The organism is Anaerorudis cellulosivorans (assembly GCF_025943985.1).
GTDB classification, from domain to species: Bacteria; Bacteroidota; Bacteroidia; order Bacteroidales; family Dysgonomonadaceae; genus Anaerorudis; species Anaerorudis cellulosivorans.
Map to the genome: position 1 here is coordinate 61978 of NZ_JAPCWE010000006.1, position 21088 is coordinate 83065.

The following is a 21088-nucleotide window of genomic DNA, read 5'->3' on the forward strand; positions in this document are numbered from 1 at the left end:
TAAAATTATTGATGCTTTTAATGAAATTATTTTTTAATAATTTTGGTATTAATTATTACTTTGACACCGCTAATGCGAAAAGGTATTAGTTAAAAAAGGATAAACATCCAAAATATTAAATTAGCTCCGTGAAAGAAAAAATAAAAAATAAAAGTAAAAGGATACTTATCTGCTTTTTGCAACAGTAACTTCCATTATACTTCCTCGAGAGGTAAATTTCACAGGGGCAATTTTTTGCAGTTCGTGCAGTATTTCGGCAATGGTAGTCTGATGTGTTGTAATGGTATACGAATACTCCAATGCTTTCCGATCTTTCACCTCAAAAGAAACACCATATCTTCTTTCCAACATGCGAAGAACTTCTGCGAGGGGAGTATCATGAAAATAGAAAATATTATTTTTCCATAGCGAAAGATTGGTTGATTTTGAAAGATTCCGAACCACCGATTCCCCATTCGTTTTATGGTAAACAAGCTGCTGACCCGGTAAAAGAGAATGCCGATTCCCGGATGTTCGAAACTCAATTTTTCCTTCATCTAATACCACTTCTATTTTCTCTTCATCGTTGTATGCCTTTACATTGAACGACGTGCCCAATACTTTCACACTTGTATTGCCTGCATGAACAATAAACGGACGTTTTTTTGCGGGCGAAACATTGAAATAGGCTTCCCCTTCAACATATACTTGACGTTTGGTCAACCCAAACTTTTGAGGATAACGTATTTTGGTATCTGCATTCAGATAAGCTTCGCTTCCATCCTGAAACAAAATTCGGGCACTTTCACCTCTAGGTATATAAATTTCGGCATACGGAGATTTTCCGAAAAGATCGACTTGGGAATTCAAATATAAACCGAAACCGAGCAAAACAACAAAAGGAATAACAAGGGCTGCCACCCGACAAGAAATACGGACGAATTGTTTTTTCCGAATTTCTCTGTTAATCTTTGATAAAATAATCTCCGATTGAAGAGAAGAAATCGTTTTCTGACCGGTAAATTCATTCTCCATCAAATAGCTATCCCGATCGATCATATCCGACAAAAATTGTTGTCCTTCTATGGTCGAAGAAAACCAATCCACAACACACCGCGCATTTTCTTTGGAAGATGTGCCGTCAATTACTTTTTTTATTGTGTCCTTTCCGGATAAACTCATGAAATCAATGTTCTTTTATAAAATAGACACACAAAACGCAAAAAATATGAGTCAAAACCATTTTTTTCAAAACAACATTAATTTTATTTTTCGAAAATAATTCCTGAGCATTTTTATGGATTCCTGGTAATGCGACTTAACGGTATGTATTGAAATACCCATTCGGTCAGCAATTTCTTGATTACTAATATTTTCTTCCATTTTCATTTTGCAGATTTCTTTTTTTTGGGGAGGAAGCTTCTCGATACCTTGTTTTAATATTTCTGATAGCTGCATTTCTTCGAGTAACGTTGGAAAATCTTCATCAGCTGAAATCTCTTCTTGCGCATTCAAATAATTTATCGAAATCATTTTTTTGTTATCCCGAAAATAATTCAGAATGTAATTTTTGGTCATGGTATAAAGATAATTTTTCAGATTAATCTCTATCTCGATGTGCCGAGTGCTTTCCCATAATTTCACAAACACATGCTGAACGGCTTCCTCAGCTGCTTCCACGTCTTTCAAATAACGCAATGCCAATGAATACAAATAGGAATGATATTTTTGATATATCAAAGCGAAAGCATCGCTATCTCCTTTCTTAATCAAAAGAAACAAGGCATGATCTTCGTTTTGGACGATGGGAAAATTATCTTTCATAACCAAAGATAATAATTTGAAAGTCAAAATATTTTCCAAAAACGAGACAAATATATACATTTCTACCAAACAAATTGCACATTATTTTAATTTTAGGAGTCATGAAATCGTAAATAAATCCATTAATTTGAATTCTGATTCGCGATTTATAAAGCATTATGTTATATTTGCCGAACAAAAAATTATTTGCCGAAGAATACACGAAAGTATTCAAAATATAACAAGGAGAAAATGCAAAAGAAAATTCGGATTAAAGACATTGCAAAATTAGCTGGAGTGTCTACAGGAACCGTCGACAGGGTGCTTCATAACAGGGGGAACGTCTCAAAAGCAGCCCGAAAAGCTGTTGAAGAAGTGTTGGAACAAGTCAACTACAAACCGAATATCCACATCTCCGGGCTCTCCCTGAAAAAAAAATATCAAATCGTTATTACCACACCAACCGTTTCAGAAGGAGAATACTGGGACAGCATTCATAAAGGAATTCAACGCGCTTTGGATGAATATGAAAACATCAATGTTAATTGTCTGATCCAAACCTATAACCAATACGATATCTTTTCTTGTCGCGAAACGTTCAAAAAAATTCTCGATCTTCCTGCTGATGCCGTCATCATCGGCCCCACTTTCAAGAAAGAAACCATCGATCTTGCCTTGGACCTCCATCAACAATCCATCCCCTATGTCTTTGTCGATTCCATGATAGAACAAACATCTCCCTTGGCATTTTATTCATCCAATCACTACACTTGCGGCTACCTGATGTGCAAACTCATCACAGCGATCATGCACAATACATCTGACATTGGCATTCTGCAAGCAGTCAGAATAGGCGATGAAAGTGCCAATACAACCATTTTAAGAAAAAAAGGATTTGATGATTACCTCAAAGAAAAAAAATTGCCCAATCATGTTCATCGCATTCCTTTTTCGGTACTCGAACCCGAAAAGAACGATACTTTGCTGACCGATTTTTTCCATAAGAACAATGCTATTGGGGGAATTGTTGTTTTAAACTCACGAGGAAACGTGATTGCCAATTACCTTGCAAAAAACCACATCAACAGCATCAAGCTCGTTTGTATCGATTTGACGGCACAAAATATTAAAGCGCTTAAAAATGAACACATCGATTTTTTGATAGGTCAGAATCCCGAACGACAAGGATTTATGGCGATGAAAACATTAATCGAATTTTTAATTTATCGAAATCCCATCCAAGTAGAAAACTACATGCCTCTGGATATCCTCACCAAAGAAACCATCGATTATTATCAAGAATTTTAATTTTTGAAAAAAACGTATAGAGCCTGTTTGAGATAAAAAATCTGATCTAATAGAAGAAATACACCACGAACAAAGTAAGTAGTACAAAAAACAAAACAACGCGAAGATTAACTGCAATTGCCTTCATCACATCAAAATGAGATAATACCCTGTTATTTTTGCCTATATAGGGTTTTTCCACAGGTATACCATGATAAATGTTCGTTCCGCCAAACCGACAGTCGAGAATACCTGCCAATGCCGATTCCGGGAAACCCGAATTGGGACTGGGGTGACAATAGGCGTATTTTACCACAAAACGAAAACCTCTTACAGAAGGAGGGAGCACAATCATGAAAAGAGCCGTTAAACGTGCCGGAATATAATTAAAGAAGTCGTCGAGGATGCAGGCGGCAAACCATCCAAAATCCCGATAACGGTCGTTTTTATAACCAATCATCGAGTCCATCGTGTTAATCATTTTGTATGTCATCATTAGTGGAATACCCCCTATAACATAAAAGAACATCGGAGCAATAACTCCGTCGCTGAGGTTTTCGGCAAGCGTTTCAAGAATTGCTGTGCGAATCTGATGAAACGACAATGTAGAGGTATCTCGCCCCACAATCATGCTCAATTGCTTTCGTGCAGCTAATATATCCTTTCTCATTACAAACTTCTCCGCCTTAAGTGCTTCATCAATAAGACTACGGTTGCTAATGCCGTAAAAAAAGAAAACGGAATCAAAAATGATTTTGAATACACCCTGTTCTTTCATCAAAAATTCCATGAGACAGAAAAACCAAAAAACAATGCTTGTCAGCAGAACAGCCGTAAAAATACCTTTGACTTTCCGGAAACTGCCGTTGTTTAATTTTTGATCGAAAAAAACAATCATATTGCCAAACAGCCGAATCGGATGAGGCAACCAACGGGGATCACCCAAAACGGAATCCAGCATCAAACCAAACAACATCGCCCATAAGAAATCAGTACAGGGGGAAAACGAAAAAAACATCAGCCAAAATAATTTTCAAATCCGGCAACAAGTTGTGCATTATTTTCTTCCCCTTGCACAGAAAGACGAAAATGCCAGGGCGATAATCCCCTAAAATTAGAAGCATCCCGGATGAGAATCCTCTGCTTTTCGACAAGAAAATGCTTCAGTTCTGGGGCTGTTCCGGCATTCATTTTTACCAGAAAAAAGGTGCACGCCGAAGGCGATATTTCCAATTGAACGATATGGCTCAGCTGCCGTTGAAGTGCAGCAGATTCGTCACACAACGCGTTTACATCGGGCATAAGGTCATCATAATTGTCCATGATATAAATTCCGGCTTCCTGTGCAAGTGCGTTCACACTCCACGGGATACCCAATGATGATATTCCCGCAATCAATTTTTCGTCGCCAATCAGGTATCCGAGCCTCAAACCCGGAACAGCAAATGCTTTGGTAAGTGAATGTACTGTTACCAAATTGAGAAAGTCTTGTTGCAAAGGCACCATGTTTTCACAAGATGGGCATAATTCGGCATATGCAGCATCGATAATAAACACCGTATCCGGATATCTTTCACAAACGTTTTTGACATTTTCAGACGAAGTAAGTGTTCCGTCGGGATTGTTGGGATTTCCCCACCATACAGTGTCTGTTTCGCTAAAATCGCAACCGAAAAGTTGCGATATCGGTACAAAAGACAATTCATGCCCATACAACCGGCAGGCGTCTTCATACTCCGCAAAACCCGGATAAGCAATGACGGTCTTTTTTTTCGAAAAATAATGTGCCAACAGATAAAATGCTTGTGTAGAACCATTGGTTACAAACACATTTTCCACATTCACGCCATGATGAAGGGCTATCTTACGAACCAATTCACGAGCCTCCGGATCGGGATAATTTACAATCCGGTTCAGTTGTGTACCCAAATAAGCCATAATCTCGGCTGAAGCATTATTATACGCCACATTGGAGCTGAAATCGGCTTTAATTTTGCCACCGAAAGCGTATAAATCGTTGCCGTGTCCGCCAATCATAACTGCATGCTTTGATAAATATATTCCAAATCCACATGATGGCGGATAATCTGTGCCAACCGATCATAACCCGCTTCTTTTCTTGCATTGTAGTCGACTTCCGAATGCAATCCGGGTTTTACCGTTTGCAACACATGATCGATCACACTCCGGTTATCGAAAATACCGTGAATATAGGTTCCCCACGTAAAATCGTTGAGGTAATACCCGTCGCCTTCGCCGTTATCCAATCTGCACAACGGATGATCGCTCTCGGTATATCCGGCATGAATTTCATATCCTTCCCCTCTGCAGGATTCATCGACAAAAGTAAAGCCGACTTGCCGCGTTTTTTTACCCCGGGTAAGAATGGTGGTCACAGGCAGAATACCCAATCCTGGAAGCCATGCGATATCGCCTTCCACTCCTTCAGGATCACTTATCTCCTTCCCCATCATCTGATAACCACCACAGATCCCGTAAACGGGTTTGCCGTCTTGATGATGTTTCAGAATAACTTTCGCCAAACCATTTATGCGCAGCATTTTCAGATCGGATAAGGTGTTTTTCGATCCGGGAAGGATGATAATGTCTGCTTTTACAAGTTCATCGGGAACATCCGTATAAAAAAGATTCACGCCGGAAATTTGTTCCAACATGTTGAAATCGGTAAAGTTGGAAAGATGCTTCAACAAAACCACACCGATATTAATCTCAGAAGGTGAAAAAACCGACAGTTTCTTTTCGAGCATCACCCCGTCTTCCTGTTCGATAAACACATCAGAAAAATACGGTATAACCCCAACCACAGGTTTACCCGTAAGGGCTTCGAGTTTTTTCTTCCCTTCTTCAAACAAGCCGATATCACCTCTGAATTTATTGATGATAATACCTTTCATTGCATTACGCTCCACCGTAGGCAAAAGCAGGACAGTGCCATAAACAGATGCAAAAACACCACCCTTGTCGATATCGGCAACGAGAAATGCAGCCGCTTGCGTTTCCAACGCAACCCGCATATTCACGATATCTTTTTCCCAAAGGTTGATTTCCGAAATACTACCCGCCCCTTCAATAACCATCGGATTGTATACCGATGCAAGACTCCGATACGATTTCATCACTTCTTCGAAAAGGGCATCCCTGTCGGTTTTGTTGAAAAAGTCGTAAGCCGATTTGTTCCCCACGGGCTTGCCGTTCAACATAACCTGCGAGGTACAATGGTTTACAGGTTTCAATAATATGGGATTCATCTCGACTCTGCAATCGATACCACAGGCTTCTGCCTGAACTGCTTGGGCACGGCCGATTTCAAGGTGATCCTTTGTAGCATAACTGTTGAGCGACATATTTTGCGCCTTAAATGGTGCCGGAGCATATCCATCCTGAAGGAAAATGCGACAGAAACCGGTATTAATAACCGATTTACCCACATCGGAACCGGTACCGACAAACATGATGGGTCGTAATCTCTGCATCTGTTTTTATCTGTTTTTATTTGCGGTTATTTCTATTTGTATTACCTGCCCATAAGCTATCGGAGTATCGAATGCTTTTTTTGCCATCCACCCACATAGTAACACCAAAAAAGCACGAATGACACCTGCATGCGTAATGATGAGGATGTTTCCCGAAGTTTGAGGAAGATCGTTTATGAATGCCTGAACCCTTTCCGTCAACCTATCGTTGGATTCTCCGTTTGGACACGTTGCATGCAGATAATCGCCAAACCAGCGTTTCCCCTCTTGCGAAGCAAAAATTTCGTCCCAGCATTTTCCTTCCCAATCACCAAAGTTCATTTCTTGTAGCCGTTCATCGATAATCACCTCCTCGCAAATCTTTTTTGCCGGCAAAAGACATCGCAAGAGAGGACTGCTGAAAGTGCATTCAAAATCGATCCCGCTCAACCGACTTTTCACCTCCTCCCATTCCTGATGAAACGTATTGGCTAAAGGCACATCCTGCATGCCGTAACAAATACCGGACGGAACATCAACTCGGGTATGTCTGACAAGATAGAGCTGCATACACAAAATAAAAACCAACTTCACAAAACTGCTGCAAAGCACCCAGCACATCTCCCGTAAAACCACCAATGCGTTTTTCGACATATCTTTTCAAAAAAGAATAAAGTAAAAAATAAATCGCAACAACACAAATTGTAGTTTGCCAAGATAGAAAAACAAGGGGAAAAGAAGCAAACAAAAGCGCAACGATGCATGTCGTTCTGTCAATATGGTTGCGCGTGTGCATGGCTTTACTGTTCCCGACACGTGCATACTGCGAAGTATTAATCATGACAATGGGCATAAAGCGGCTCGAAGCATGAGCAGCAACCATAACCTTCGGCAACAGGTGTTCATCGATGGAAAGAAAAAGCGAATATTTGGTCAAAAACAACACAATAAGTGCCAAAACGCCATACACCCCAACCGTGCTATCCTTCATAATGTCGAGCACTTTTTCTTTGGTGTTCCCGCCACCAAAACCATCGAAGAAATCGGATAAACCGTCTTCATGAAGTGCACCAGTTGCAAAAACCATGGAAGCAATGCTCCCAATAACCGCTACCGATGATGAAAAGACAGTCAGCAACAATACATATATGGCTCCACCCACAATTCCTACCACAATTCCTACCACCGGAAAATAGCGAAAAGCTTTGGTCTGATTCTCTTCCGAATACTCCAATTTTCCTACCGGTATACGACTGTAAAACCGAAAAGCATGAAAAAGTAGATTAAGCTGCTGTTTCATTGTTCCCCACCTACGCAATATACGTGAGCTTCCTCAAAACTTGCCATTTCATTGAGAAAAACGAGTGCCGATTGCAAAATAGGATAAGCCAATGCCACACCCGTTCCTTCGCCCAAACGAAGATCGAGATGCAAAACAGGATCACCATGCATGTATTCCACCATAGCTTTATGACCACGTTCGTTGGATTGATGACTGAAAATAACGTTATCCGCCACATCGGGTTGCATTTCGTAAGCCGCAAGAAACCCAGAAGACGAAATAAATCCGTCGGCAACAATCACCATATTCAACTTTTTTGCTTCCAAAACAGCACCGCATATCATTGCTATTTCTATTCCACCAAAAGTAGCCAGCGTTTCTAATGGCGTTTTCGGATGGTATTTCTCCGATACTTTTTTCAATACTTCGAATTTGTGTTGCACACCCGCACTGTCCATGCCGGAACCTCTGCCCACACATTCTTCTAAGGGAATCCCGGAAAATTTGTGCAATAGAAGCGACGCCGACGAGGTGTTAGCAATACCCATCTCTCCGAAACCTATGATATTGCTGCCGCGATCGTACTCTTGGCAAACAAACATGGCCCCTTTCTCCATTGCCGTACGGCAAAGTTCCACACTCATGGCCGGTTCATAAAGCATGTTCTTTGTTCCACGGGCAAGCTTGCAATTTTCGATGTCCAACCCTTCGGGGAAATCGTAATCGACACCAGCATCGATCACACGAAGATGAATGCCATGTTGTTTCGAAAAAACATTGATTCCCGCCCCTCCATTCACAAAATTCATAACCATTTGCCAAGTAATTTCTTTTGGACATGGACTCACCCCTTCTTCAACGATGCCATGATCGGCAGCAAAAACAAGGATTGTTGGATATTTAAGCTCGGGGGTAAGCGAATTTTGGATGGTCCCGATCTTGAACGCCAATTTTTCCAATTTCCCCAAAGAACCAAACGGTTTTGTGCGACTGTTGATTTTCCGCTGCAACTCTTCCTGTACCATAATTATCGATTAATTGAATTGATTATACTGATTTTATTTTTAATGGGATACCGGAAACCATAAAGCATACTTCATCGGCCGTTTCCGCAATGTATTGATTCATCCATCCTTGCAGATCGGTAAAATGGCGCGAAATTTCATCGGTTGCATGCACACTCATCCCAATTTCGTTGCTTACCACAATGAGGGTAAAGTCCTGCCGGATGAATCGATTCCATTCGGCTTTGGCTTCTAAGAGCGAGGAGTCGAGATCATACCGATTGTCGTGAAAAATATTGGTCAACCACAACGTAATGCAATCCAATACTACGGTTTTTCCAGACAAATCGTGTGTGCTCAGCTGTTTTTCTTCTTCTAGCGTTGTCCACTTTTCTCCCCGATCTTCTTGATGACGACTGATGCGTTTTTCGAAATCGTCGTCCCAATGTCGGGCTGTAGCCAAATACAAAGGATTGGCAGCATATTTTTCTGCCAACCCTTGTGCATAACGGCTCTTACCCGACCGTTGACCTCCCGTTATGAAGATTATTTTTCGCATCGCGGTTTTTGTACTTTACTTGAACACTCGTCCTTTTTATAAATCCATGTGATTTGCTCACCGGGTTTTACAAAATATCGAAATGCCAATACGTTGACACTTTCACCATTAATCCTGTAGTACCATGCCTTAACACCAACTGTCGCCTTCACATCATTAATAGCCGTTACGAAAATGTAATCTCCGACAGGATGTGTAGTAACCTCGGCACAACTTTGCAAAGCTGTCAATGCGGTCATATTTTCTTCCCATAAGACCTCAAAGGTCTCCTTCTCTTTCACTTCGGAATAATCAATCACGAGAGAAACTTTTTGCTGTGCCTGTAAAGTAAATGCGAAAGCACATACCGAAAAAAGCAAAATAATTTTTTTGTTCATAACCTCTATATTTTTAAAATAAATAGGAAACGTGCCCCATGATACTCCGACCGGGCATATTGTAGCCATCTTTTTCGGTGTAATTCTCATCAAAAAGATTAGCAACGGAAATACCCATGCGGGCATGAGTGCCAAGATTGCAAAATGCAGAATAATCGAAAATCAAGTGTGCAGGATGTTGTAGAATTTTATCGGAAGCACGGTAACCGCCTTTGGCATAATAGTCATCGGAGGTGATGTCGGGACGTATCTCTCCACCCGTCAACCAGTCATTTTCCAATCTATTCCCGATATAACGCGCATTCAGACAGGTGATAAATCCCTTACGATTGTCATAGGTAATACTGAAATTTCCGGTAGTCTTGCGTACGTACAGCATATCTTTTGTAAGAATGCTTTTATTGTTTTCGGCATCGACAGCCACCTCGTCAAAATTGTCGTTGAACAAGTGAGTAACACTTGCATAAAGCTTTAAATTGTATCCGGCATGAAACATTCTTGCTATATTCGAAGAAAAAACAATTTCCAAGCCGTTCATACGGGCATCATCGGCATTCTTATAAGTAATGTAGTCGTTATGAGAGTAGTCGTAGATAATTTTGTTGTTGTAAAAAGCATGAAAACAGGTAACATCCAAGTCGAGTATATCATTGCGAAAAATATTTAACCCTATATCGAACGATGTGGATGTTTCGGCTTTCAGATTTTCGTTGCCTCTATACTGTTTTTTTCCAACCTGGTACATTCCGGCCGTTTTATAGGCATCGGGAACATAAAACGCATTCCCTGCACTGGCATGAATATTAAGCATCGGAAAGATAAAATATTTGATACCCACCGAAGGATTCAAATTTGAATAGCCGGTACTTTTTTTGTCGTTCCCTAAAAATTTGTCGGCCTCCAGGGTAAAGCGGGTATAATTGTACCGCAACCCTGCATTCACGAAAAAATCGTCGCCCTGATATGATCCCTGCACAAAAACAGATGTTGCCAAGTTGGAATGATCGGGACGATAGGGGTTAATTGGGGTTATTTTATCGGAAAAACGTTGCGAGGATACATCGAAAACATCAACATCCATTCCGCTGATCAAGCTAATATTGTTCCACGAATGCAAATCGTTGATTTTTATGCCATATTGCCCGATTTTCTCTTTTGAATCGATAAAAGCTTCATCGGTAGAATTATTGTGATTGTTTTCATCGTATTTCGACGAATACAACGAGCACAATAAGGCATCGTGATCAACCTCCCTTTTAATATCCAGCGAAGCATTGTGTTTGTTGAAATCTTTTTTGCTTAATCCGTAAGAATGCCAATAATTACCGGGAGTTTCAATATCGTTCGATGCAACGAAATCGACGGCAGCATCAGCACTCCACACCTTATCCCATCTGTAATTCAAGCCACCCGTAAACTGATTAATCGAATATCCCGTATTGGTCATCATGCTGCCATACGATTGTTCATCAAGAATTTTTTTGCCCGTTTCGTTAATCGAAAGCAGGTTTTTTGAACCTATACGGTAATCTTTCTCTTGAACTTTTCTTGAAAAGCCAAGCAAAAGACAACTTTTATCCGAGATACTCCCGGAGGCATATCCATTGATATTTGTTTGACCAAAATTTCCTGCATTTATGCTTGCCGAGCCGGTTTGATGATGGTCGGGCTTTCTTGTGACGATATTGATAACGCCACCCATTGCATCAGAGCCATACAAAACCGAATACGGACCCTTCACCACTTCAATTCTTTGCACAAAATCCGATGGTATAGAAGAAAGGTTGGTTGTACCGGCAGGTTTGCCATCGACCAAAACCAGGGTATAATTCCGGTTGTGTGCCGAAGGCGGAAATCCGCGCATTCCAACCGATGCCGATGCTCCGGGATACTGAATAATATCGAGATTGGTTGTCCTTTTCAACAGGTCGGCAACGTTTTCGTTGGGAACCGACAAGATTTTTTGTTTGTCGATAATTTCTATTTTCTGAGGAACCGCCGAAAGCGGCAATTGCATACGGGTAGCCGTAACCACTACTTCTTTAAGGTCATACGACCTTACAACAGTTTCTTGTGCCGACAACGATATGCCGGCAAAACTCAGGGCAAACAAGCCCGAAAAAATTTTTTTGTTCATTTTTTAAAATTTATAGTTAAACCATTCGTATTTAACCATAAACTTTCGAGAGGAAATGGAGATGATGATACAAGGGTGAAATGTTGCTGTATCAACCGCTGTGTTTTTTGAAACACCTCTGCTTTTTTTCCCGAAAGCATATGATAGATGAGGCTTTCGGACAGGTCTTCCGGCTCGTTCCGGTTTTCTGATGCCTTCCCATTCCGTCAAAACGGAACAGTGGCGTAAGGATTCAGAAAACGTTTTGTTGGAACATACGGCTGCGGGTACAGCTTTGGCTTCTTTGCTCGTGCAAACTACCAAATTCCATGATGTCTGAAAGCGGGTGCAAAGTTAATTAATAAAATCAAAGAAATACAGAAAACCATAGAAACATTTTCGCTTTGGTAAAAAAGCGACAGTGGCTCTGTCGATTCGCGACGGTTATGTATTTGCCAAAAAGGGTAGACCCCCTATTTTTAGGTCTCTTAAGGTTTTGTCTTCTCGACAAATTCCTTCATTCGGCGTTCGGAAACGGGGAATACAACCGGATTTCCCGAAACAGGGTTGGTTTCCACAACAACAACGGTTTCGTAAACCTTCTCGATATTCTCATAGGTAAGCACTTCTACCGGATTACCCTTTTCGAATATTCTTCCATTTTTCATCATGACAAGATAATCGCAATACTCTCCGGCCAACGAAAGGTCATGAACAATCATCATCACCGACAACTTCAATTCTTCGTTGAGCCGCTGTATAAGATTCATAAATCGAACCTGATGCGTGATATCCAAATGCGAAGTGGGTTCATCCAGCAATAGCAGTCGCGGATTTTGCGTCAATGCCGACGCAATGCTTGCCATCTGCCGTTCGCCTCCGCTAAGGGCTGCCATGGATTTATCTTTCAATCGGTAGGTATTGGTCAGATGCATATAGTGGTGAGCAATCTCGACGTCTTCTTTTTTGTCGAAAAACTGAAACTGTTTTCTGTAAGGCATCCTGCCCATCAGTACATATTCTTCGACCGTGATGTCGGCAACTTCCGTAAATTGCGATACGATAGCCACTTTTTGAGCTTTCTCGCGAAGCGATAATTCGGAGAAGTCTTTGCCTTCGAAATAAACAGCGCCTTTGTGAAGAGAAAGATCCCCTGAAATGCCCCGAAAGAGTGTCGTCTTCCCCGAACCGTTTGGTCCTACAATGCCGGCAAAAATGCCTTCGGAAAGCGAAAAGTTGATATCGTTGATATAAAAACCACTCTTATATCCGCACGATACGTTATCGAGAACAAGCAATTCTTTCATCTTTGCACAAATTTGGAGTGTTTTTCGGAACGACTCAGCAACACGATAAAAACGATGCCACCTATAATGCCTGTAATGACACCTATCGGAAGCTCATTAGGAGCAATAATCGTACGGGCTGCCACATCGCACAAAATCAAAAACACACTCCCGCTCAAAAATGAGGCAATGAGTTTGATGCGATAATCCGATCCTACCCACAATTGAACGATATGGGGAATCACCAATCCCACAAATCCTATAATTCCGGCCACCGATATGCAAGCACCCGTAAGAAGAGAGGTAAGGATGAAGAGAATCCGGATGGTTGTACCTGAATCAACACCCAAATGACGGGCATTTTCTTCGCCCAGACGCAAAGCATTTAGGGGCATGACAAAAATATAAGAAACGAGCAAACATGCCACAGATAATATAACTACCAACCCAATCATCGCATTGTTGGACTCATTGAGTGATCCCATCGTCCAAAAAACAATACCATGAATATTCTCAGCCGACGTTACCGACATAAGAAACATCATAAGCGAGGAAGATATAAAACTTATCATAACCCCGATAAGCAGCATGCGGTTGATTTCGAGCATTCCCCTTCTTGTGCTTAAAGCATAAACGAGAAAGATGGTTGCCAGAGCACCGATAAATCCCGCAAGCGGCAGGAAAAGAGCATTTGCTAAATGCAGTCCTGCCACGATGGCAAAAGTTATACCCAACGATGCGCCACCCGAGATACCTAAGGTATAGGGTTCAACCAGCGGATTGCGATAAATCCCCTGCAAAATGGCTCCTGAAAGGCTCAACCCGCCGCCAACAGCAAAGCCCAACAATGTGCGAGGAATGCGAATATAAGAAAGCACGCCGTATTCCATACTGTCTTTATCGGACAAAACAGAGAACATATCTCGAAAGGGAATGGATACTTCACCAACGCTCAGCGATAGCAGGAAGGCAAAAAATACCGCTACCAACAGCAGTAACACATGCATGCTCCATGATAATGTCTTTTTGTCCATTTTGCAAAGGGTTTGATGTTATTGCCCGAGGATCTTTTGCTGCAAAACTTCCATCGTTTGCACAAAAGTGATCGGGGTAGGTTGACATGCCAAGTCGGAATCGACGATAAATATCCGGTTATTCCTTGCCGCATTCAGATTGGGATATTTACTCCAGATTTTTTTTTCTTCCTCGCCCACAATGCCCATTGTAGCAATAAAAATATAATCCGGATTTTTTGCAATAACGAATTCTCTTCCCACTGTACCGTGTGTGAGATCTTTGGCAATATTCTCTCCGCCAAGAAATCGGATATAGTCATCCATAAACGTGTTTGGAATAACTGCAAACAAAGGATCGGCACCAATTTGAAAAAATACCTTAGGCGTCCCCTTCCATTTTATTTTTGCAGTAATGTCGCTGATTTTTCGCTTGCTCCCTTCTACGATCGCCAGGGCTTTTTCGTTCTGTCCAACAAGCAGACCTAAATGCACAAACTGATCGCAAATACCGGCAAACGATGTGGGCGATTCGAATATTTCCACCCGGATACCAAATTTTCGCAATGTTTCGATGTCCTTCGGATCGGTCAATCCGGCAACTACTACAAGGTCGGGTTTTAAGCTGATTATTTTTTCGAGGTTGGGCTTAACGGCAGAAGCAACAATGGGCTTACGGTCTTTTTTTGCCGCTTCGCAATAGCTGGTGCATCCCACAAGGTTGTTTTGAGCCTCAAGGTAATACAAACTTTGCGTAAGTGAAGGTGCCAAAGAAACAATTCTTTTGTACGTTTTTTGGGCAAAAGAACATACCCATACAGCAATAAACAACGCCGTAGCGAGAAATTTCATTTTCATATTGATGAACATAAGCTAAGTCATTTAAGTTGCAAAAAACAACAATCGCCGTCTTCAATCACAACACCGGTTTCAAAAGGTACCGCCTCATTGAATATCGGTCCGTCGAAAACAAAGGTATGATATTCTCCATTTTCCCCACAAACATCAATGCCGTGAACATGATGCAAATCATTCAAAAAAACATGATCAATCGTTCTGCCCAGGAACCTCACGTCCATCCTGTTTTTCTCTACGGCAACAACCACGGCTTTGAACCCATCTTTGATAAAATTCCTCACAAGGTAGCCCGGGTCTTCTCCCCAAAGCGGAAAAAACGCCTTGATTTTCAGCTCACTACACACCGATTCTATCCATTTCCTGTGTGCCTGAAGATAAATATCTCCGAAAATCCCTGCATCAACGCCATCCGCTTTTAATCGAGTAATGATTTTTTTCGAATTATTTTTATACTGTTCTCGTGAGGTGGGATATTGAACAAGAGGAATGCCCATTTTTTCGGCTTGCCGACGAATCATGTCATTGCTTATTCCGTGCGAACGCGACCTGTCACTGTTTTCATCTGTCATGTTCAATAAACACAAAACCTCATTGTCCTGTTCGTTGAGAAAACGGTAGAGGGCATTCATACAATCTTTTCCCCCACTCCAAGAAATAAAACCTTTCATCATTATTTGCAAAGTTAATTATTATACGAGAAGGATAGAAAAAAATGGAATTACTGACTTTTCATGGACACATAGTTAAGCATAGAAAGCTTATTTTTGTGTAATAAGAAAAAACATGGATTTCTTTATCGACTGCAAAAATACATGATCATTCCCAATCCACGCAACAGCCGGTAAAAAAAATCGAATTATAGAGGTTCACCACTTTATCCGTTCTGCGAAATCAATTGCAGTGAATATTTGTTCAAAATCTCTATTTTTCTTCCTTCCATGCGGATGATCCCATCATTCATCAATTCGGATAAAAGCCTGTTCACGCTTTCGCGACTGGCATCTACCAGATTGCCGAGATCCGATTGAGAAATGGGTAAAACGAATTCAGTCGACTCGAAAACGTTTTCCGACAAATCAAGCAAAACATCAGCCAGATTGCCTCGCGTTTGCTTTTGAGTGCGGTTGGCACACCTGCGATAGCTTTCGAGTTCGCTTTTGCATAACTCGAGAATGATATAGGACGAAAAGTCTTTGTTTTCTTCCAATACACGTTTAAAGATATTCAGATCGATAAAGCAAACTTCGGAATCCTGCACAGCGGTGACGGAATATTGATTGATTTTATCGCCTATCGTGGTCGGCAAACCCAAATAGGTAGGTGCTTTGGCCAAACGCACGATCTGTTCGTGATAAGGTCCCGCGATATGAATTTTGACCAATCCCCTTTTCAGGAAAACTACGTTGGTCGAAAACATTCCCTGTTTGATGATGGGATCACCTTTCTGAAATTGCACTATGGCATGATTGCTTTCAAGCTGTTCCAATTGACAGCTTTTGAGCGCCTGCATCGATTTCATGACGCAGGCACAATTGAGGCATTCGTTTTTCATACGACAAAGATATCGAAAAAGTGATACATATCACAAAATATTGTATGATTGTGCACGTCATAAAAAGAATTTAATAAAGAAATATTTCCTTATTTCGCATCGTATTCATCCACTAAAAATCAACAACATGGAAAAATTGGGAGAAATAAGCATGGAAAAGCTTTTGGCGGAACTCGAAACCCTGAAGGCTCAAACCTCACGAATGGAAAATTCGCGGAAAGATCAATTGTCTATCGCCATTGTTTCGGGTGATATGGATAAAATATTGGCCGGAATGATCATATCGCTGGCTGCCGCGGCTATGGACACACAAGTAAAACTGTTTTTTTCGTTTTGGGCATTGGCGGCTTTGCGCGATCCCAAAAAGAAAGCCAAGGGGAAAGATTTTATTTCGAAAATGTTCGGATTCATGCTTCCCAAAGGACGCAACAAACTGAAACTTTCCAGACTCAACATGTGTGGAATGGGGCCCATGATGATCAAAAGTCTGATGAAAAAACAGGGCGTAATGTCGCTCGACGAAATGTTCAAGGAAGCAGCCGAGCTCGGAATCGAAATCACGGTGTGCGAAATGTCGATGCACCTGATGGGCTTCAAGAAAGAAGAAATGATCGATTATCCCAATCTCCGATTTGCTGGAGCAACCACTTTCGTTGCTGATGCAGGCGAAAGCAGTATGCAATGGTTTATTTGAACGTTCCCAAAAAAATTCACATAAAATATTCATCTCATTTCCTCGACAAAAAGGGGAAACCCATAAAAAATAAATATTATGACAACAGAAGAATTGAAAGGATTAAAAGTAGCCAAATCGGTAGATGCACGCGGGACTGCCTGTCCGGGACCGCTTTTGGAAGCAAAAAAAGCTATCGGAACCATAAATGTGGGCGACGTGATGGAAGTATTGTCGGCTGACGAAGGCACAAAAATCGATATCCCGAAATGGTGCACCAAACAAGGACATGAATTTCTCGGATCAATTGACGAGAATGGATATTTCAAAGTTTATCTGAGAAAAAAATAACCCCAACATCGAAAAAAACTGTTTCGAAATGTCGGATTCCTTCAAAAAGAACGCAAAGATACTCGTATTCTCCACCGAAAAGATTTCGGATCCCGCCATCGACATGGCGGGATTGCTTAAACTGCACTATCCGCCTACGGTTTATACCATCACCGTTCCGTGTTCGAGCGGAATAAAACCGTCGTGGATTATGCATGCCTATGAAAAAGGCTTCGACGGAGTTTTCATCGCTGCCGACGGCACCGATTGTATTTTCGGCGAATCGTGTACCGAAAAAACCGGAAACATCGTGGCCATGACGCACGAAAAAATGAAAGAAAAGAAAATCGATCCGGCGCGTTTGCGCATGGCTGCCCTGTGTTCGGTTTGTAGCGAGGCCTTTGTGAAACAAATGCGCAGTTTCAACGATTATCTGATAAAAACCATCCATTCAAACAGCAATTAATGGAAGAACGGCAAATTATCGAGTACGATGCTTTGGTAATCGGCGCAGGAATTGCAGGAGGAGAAGCTGCTATCAATCTTGCAAACACCGGCTACAAGGTGCTGCTGGTGGAAAAAGATCATTCGCTTGGCGGGAAAATGATTTTGTTGAGTAAGGTTTTCCCGACCCTAGATTGTGCCGCATGCATCACGACTCCAAAAGTATCGGAAATAGCTCGACACAATAATATCACCGTTTTCACCGAAAGCGAGGTAACCCACATCGCGAAAAAAGGCGACAACGATTTCGTTGCACAAATCATGAAAAAACCACGTTATGTAAGAGTGGAAGACTGCACAGCATGTCAACTGTGCGAAAAAGCCTGCCCAGTGAGCGTTCGAGACGAATATCAATTCGGGCTCATCGGTCGCAAAGCGGCTTTCATTCCATTCAGCATAGCCAATCCCAAAGCGGCGGTCATCGATATCGAAAACTGCACGCTGTGTGGCGCTTGCGAAAAAGCCTGTCCTACGCATTGCATCGACTTTACGATGGAAACGGAATACTATGAGCTTCACGCCAAAACGGTCATCCTCGCCACAGGCTTCAATCTTTTCGATCCGCTCGAGATACCCCGCTTCGGTTACGGTCAATACAAAAACGTAATCACGTCCATGCAGATGGAACGCGAAATTGCTCCGACACGACCCTACAACACGATTTTGCGACCGGGCGACGGTAAAGTGCCCGATCGCATCGCTTATGTGCTCTGCACCGGTTCGCGCGACAACACCATTGGCAACCCTATCTGCTCTCAAATTTGCTGCATGTACTCCATGAAACAGGCTCAATTACTAATGGGCGCTCTCCCGATGGCCGATATTACGATTTATTACATCAACATTCGATCTTTTGGTAAGGGATTTGAAGAATTTTATCAACAAGCCAAAGGAATGGGCGTGAATTTTGTGAAAGGTAAAATCGGCAAAATCACCGAGAAAGAAAACGGAAATCTTATTCTGCGTTACGAAGATATAGCTGAAGGAGTGGTGAAGGAAGCCGAACACGATATGGTAGTGCTTTCGGTAGGTGTAAAATCAAATCCTTCGGCAGGAAAAATATTCGACGGCAATTCGCTCAAACTCGATCCGCTGCAGTTTGTGGCGCAACAAGATTTCTTAGGCAGTCCGGCCAAGACCAGTATCGACGGCGTTTTTGTTGCCGGTACGGCATCGGGACCGATGGACATCCCCGATTCCATCCTTTCGGCCGGTTCGGCATCGTCGGAAGCAATCAGTTACTTAACCCGGTATCAAAGCTTATGAAAGAAAGATTAGGCGTTTATATTTGTCATTGCGGCGGAAATATTTCCGACTATGTGGATGTAGAAAAAGTACGCGCTGCCATTGAACACGAGGAAGGTGTGGTGTTTGCTAAAACCACGATGTTTGCCTGTTCGGATACCAACCAGACCGATATGGTGCAGGATATTCACGAACACAATCTCGACGGAGTGATTGTGGCTTCGTGTTCACCCAAATTACATCTCACCACCTTTCGCAATGTTACCGAACGGGGTGATTTGAACAAATACACGTATGTCCACGCCAATATTCGCGAACAGGCTTCGTGGGCACATTCAGACGACAAACTCGGAGCAACCGAAAAAGCCATTCATCTGGTAAAGGCAGCCATTGCCAAATCGCGATATGCCGATCCGCTGTTTCCCAATCAGTTCGAAGCCGAAAAAACCATTGCCGTCATCGGTGGGGGAATTGCCGGAATGAAAGCGGCCCTGTCGCTGGCCGAAAAAAAATCGAATGTGATCCTGATCGAAAAGGGAAACCGACTGGGAGGTCACACTGCCGAATGGGGCAGTCTGTTTATGACCGATGAAAAAGGGTTCGAATTGACGACGCGTATCGAGAACGATTTGCGAAAGTATAACAATGTAACCATTCTGACAGGTGAGGAGGTTATCGATACTAAAGGAAGTATTGGCAATTTCGAGTTGAAAATTCGCAGGCAACCGCAGAAAGAGGACGATCCGATGGAAATCATGGAATTGCACGTTGGATCGATTGTGGTAGCAACAGGCTACGATCATTATTTGCCTAAACAAGGGGAATATGGATTCGGAACAAACGAAACTGTAATCACTTTACCCGAATTTAAACAATTGGTCGATAAATCTACCAGCAAATCATTAGAGTTCAAAGGCAAGAAAATCAACAATATTGCTTATGTCTATTGCGTTGGTAGCCGTCAGAGTGAAGGCGAAAACACGTATTGTTCGCGTTTTTGCTGCACTTCCGTGATTCATACGGCCATCGAAGCCAAAAAGAAATTCAAGGGCATTCAAAATATTCATCTTACGCGGGGCATCCGCACCTATGGAAAGCAGGAGCTGCTGTATGCCGAATCGCTACAAATGGGCGATGTGTATCTGGAATTCGATGAACACACGCTTCCCGAAATTCACACTGAAGACAAAAAAACGGTCGTAACAGTGAAAGATATTCTTTCGGCCGGAAAGGAGATGGAAATGGAAGTCGATTTGGTGGTACTTGTAACCGGAATGGTGCCGCGAGCCGATCAATCTATTGGTTCGATGCTTAAATTGCCGAAAGGCAGAGATCGATTTTTCAACGAAATTCACATGAAGCTCCGACCGGTGGAAACCGTGATCGATGGCGTAACCATTGCCGGAACCTGTCAAGGGCCGAAAAACATCAGTGAATCTGTGAATTCTGCGCTTTCTGCTGCAACAAAATCGTTTTCATATATCAGTAAAGGGACACTCGAAACAGAACCGATTATCGCCAAAATTGACCAGGATGCATGCTCTTGGTGCGACAAATGCAGCAACGCCTGTCCGTTCGATGCTATCGAACAGATAGAGATGGGAGGAAGAACGGTTGCATCCGTCAACCCGATAGTGTGCAAGGGATGTGGCATGTGTACCCCCGTTTGTCCGGTAGATGCCATCAACCTGATCGGTTATACGAGTGAAGAAATAATGAGTATGATTGATGCTTTAGCTTAACAAAA

Annotated in this window: 22 protein-coding genes and 1 riboswitch; of the genes, 6 read left to right on the top strand and 16 right to left on the bottom strand. The window is 42.1% G+C overall.

The window, feature by feature from the left end:
• Positions 1-165: 165 nt before the first annotated feature.
• Both OLM34_RS04715 and OLM34_RS04720 read right to left on the bottom strand, forming a co-directional pair.
• The gene (locus OLM34_RS04715) at positions 166-1161 is read right to left on the bottom strand and encodes a FecR family protein (protein ID WP_264405585.1); all 996 of its coding nucleotides are present in this window, start codon (positions 1159-1161) and stop codon (positions 166-168) included.
• Positions 1162-1227: 66 nt separating this feature from the next.
• Complete coding sequence (locus OLM34_RS04720) at positions 1228-1803, bottom strand: RNA polymerase sigma factor (protein WP_264405587.1); 576 nt, start codon at positions 1801-1803, stop codon at positions 1228-1230.
• 231 nt (positions 1804-2034) lie between these two features.
• Between OLM34_RS04720 and OLM34_RS04725 the strand changes: the two genes are divergently transcribed.
• Entirely contained in the window at positions 2035-3090 is a 1056-nt protein-coding gene (locus OLM34_RS04725) for a substrate-binding domain-containing protein (protein ID WP_264405589.1), read from the top strand.
• A gap of 46 nt (positions 3091-3136) precedes the next feature.
• On the opposite strand, the gene cbiB is transcribed toward OLM34_RS04725, so the two are convergent.
• From cbiB to OLM34_RS04795, 14 genes are all read right to left on the bottom strand, one after another.
• Complete coding sequence (cbiB, locus tag OLM34_RS04730) at positions 3137-4087, bottom strand: adenosylcobinamide-phosphate synthase CbiB (RefSeq protein ID WP_264405591.1); 951 nt, start codon at positions 4085-4087, stop codon at positions 3137-3139.
• A complete protein-coding gene (locus OLM34_RS04735) occupies positions 4087-5106 on the bottom strand; it encodes a pyridoxal phosphate-dependent aminotransferase (protein WP_264405593.1) in 1020 nt (339 codons plus the stop codon). Before OLM34_RS04735 ends, cbiB begins: the two co-directional genes overlap by 1 nt.
• Positions 5103-6563 carry a cobyric acid synthase gene (locus tag OLM34_RS04740; protein ID WP_264405594.1) on the bottom strand — a complete coding sequence of 487 codons (1461 nt, stop codon included), beginning with the start codon at positions 6561-6563 and terminating at the stop codon, positions 5103-5105. The genes OLM34_RS04735 and OLM34_RS04740 overlap by 4 nt, the downstream gene beginning before the upstream one ends.
• Positions 6564-6569: 6 nt before the next feature.
• Positions 6570-7112, bottom strand: a complete 543-nt coding sequence (gene cobC / locus OLM34_RS04745) for an alpha-ribazole phosphatase (RefSeq protein ID WP_264405595.1) — start codon at positions 7110-7112, stop codon at positions 6570-6572.
• Entirely contained in the window at positions 7078-7842 is a 765-nt protein-coding gene (cobS, locus tag OLM34_RS04750; RefSeq protein ID WP_264405597.1) for an adenosylcobinamide-GDP ribazoletransferase, read from the bottom strand. The genes cobC and cobS overlap by 35 nt, the downstream gene beginning before the upstream one ends.
• On the bottom strand, positions 7839-8849 hold the full coding sequence (cobT, locus tag OLM34_RS04755; protein ID WP_264405598.1) for a nicotinate-nucleotide--dimethylbenzimidazole phosphoribosyltransferase: 1011 nt from the start codon (positions 8847-8849) through the stop codon (positions 7839-7841). Before cobT ends, cobS begins: the two co-directional genes overlap by 4 nt.
• Positions 8850-8871: 22 nt before the next feature.
• A complete protein-coding gene (gene cobU, locus OLM34_RS04760) occupies positions 8872-9387 on the bottom strand; it encodes a bifunctional adenosylcobinamide kinase/adenosylcobinamide-phosphate guanylyltransferase (RefSeq protein ID WP_264405600.1) in 516 nt (171 codons plus the stop codon).
• Positions 9375-9764, bottom strand: coding sequence for a DUF4430 domain-containing protein (locus OLM34_RS04765; RefSeq protein ID WP_264405602.1), 390 nt, complete (start codon positions 9762-9764; stop codon positions 9375-9377). Before OLM34_RS04765 ends, cobU begins: the two co-directional genes overlap by 13 nt.
• Before the next feature lie 13 nt (positions 9765-9777).
• The gene (locus OLM34_RS04770; RefSeq protein WP_264405604.1) at positions 9778-11901 is read right to left on the bottom strand and encodes a TonB-dependent receptor plug domain-containing protein; all 2124 of its coding nucleotides are present in this window, start codon (positions 11899-11901) and stop codon (positions 9778-9780) included.
• Between the two features lie 142 nt (positions 11902-12043).
• Positions 12044-12235: riboswitch (cobalamin riboswitch) on the bottom strand.
• A gap of 133 nt (positions 12236-12368) precedes the next feature.
• Positions 12369-13187 carry an ABC transporter ATP-binding protein gene (locus OLM34_RS04775; protein WP_264405605.1) on the bottom strand — a complete coding sequence of 273 codons (819 nt, stop codon included), beginning with the start codon at positions 13185-13187 and terminating at the stop codon, positions 12369-12371.
• Positions 13184-14200: a FecCD family ABC transporter permease gene (locus OLM34_RS04780; RefSeq protein ID WP_264405606.1), complete on the bottom strand. Its 1017-nt coding sequence runs from the start codon at positions 14198-14200 to the stop codon at positions 13184-13186. Before OLM34_RS04780 ends, OLM34_RS04775 begins: the two co-directional genes overlap by 4 nt.
• An 18-nt stretch (positions 14201-14218) precedes the next feature.
• Complete coding sequence (locus tag OLM34_RS04785) at positions 14219-15037, bottom strand: ABC transporter substrate-binding protein (protein ID WP_264405607.1); 819 nt, start codon at positions 15035-15037, stop codon at positions 14219-14221.
• Positions 15038-15057: 20 nt separating this feature from the next.
• A complete protein-coding gene (locus OLM34_RS04790) occupies positions 15058-15708 on the bottom strand; it encodes a Dph6-related ATP pyrophosphatase (protein ID WP_264405609.1) in 651 nt (216 codons plus the stop codon).
• Positions 15709-15911: 203 nt separating this feature from the next.
• On the bottom strand, positions 15912-16589 hold the full coding sequence (locus OLM34_RS04795) for a Crp/Fnr family transcriptional regulator (RefSeq protein ID WP_264405610.1): 678 nt from the start codon (positions 16587-16589) through the stop codon (positions 15912-15914).
• Positions 16590-16716: 127 nt separating this feature from the next.
• On the opposite strand from OLM34_RS04795, the gene OLM34_RS04800 reads away from it, so the two are divergent.
• The 5 genes from OLM34_RS04800 to OLM34_RS04820 all read left to right on the top strand — a co-directional run bounded on the left by OLM34_RS04800 (position 16717) and on the right by OLM34_RS04820 (position 21083).
• Positions 16717-17283 carry a DsrE/DsrF/DrsH-like family protein gene (locus OLM34_RS04800; RefSeq protein ID WP_264405612.1) on the top strand — a complete coding sequence of 189 codons (567 nt, stop codon included), beginning with the start codon at positions 16717-16719 and terminating at the stop codon, positions 17281-17283.
• A 78-nt stretch (positions 17284-17361) separates the two neighbouring features.
• Positions 17362-17613, top strand: coding sequence for a sulfurtransferase TusA family protein (locus tag OLM34_RS04805; protein WP_129593770.1), 252 nt, complete (start codon positions 17362-17364; stop codon positions 17611-17613).
• 28 nt (positions 17614-17641) lie between these two features.
• Positions 17642-18058 carry a hydrogenase iron-sulfur subunit gene (locus tag OLM34_RS04810; protein ID WP_264405614.1) on the top strand — a complete coding sequence of 139 codons (417 nt, stop codon included), beginning with the start codon at positions 17642-17644 and terminating at the stop codon, positions 18056-18058.
• Positions 18058-19362, top strand: a complete 1305-nt coding sequence (locus OLM34_RS04815) for a CoB--CoM heterodisulfide reductase iron-sulfur subunit A family protein (RefSeq protein ID WP_264405616.1) — start codon at positions 18058-18060, stop codon at positions 19360-19362. The genes OLM34_RS04810 and OLM34_RS04815 overlap by 1 nt, the downstream gene beginning before the upstream one ends.
• Positions 19359-21083, top strand: coding sequence for a CoB--CoM heterodisulfide reductase iron-sulfur subunit A family protein (locus tag OLM34_RS04820; RefSeq protein ID WP_264405617.1), 1725 nt, complete (start codon positions 19359-19361; stop codon positions 21081-21083). The genes OLM34_RS04815 and OLM34_RS04820 overlap by 4 nt, the downstream gene beginning before the upstream one ends.
• Positions 21084-21088 lie beyond the last annotated feature (5 nt).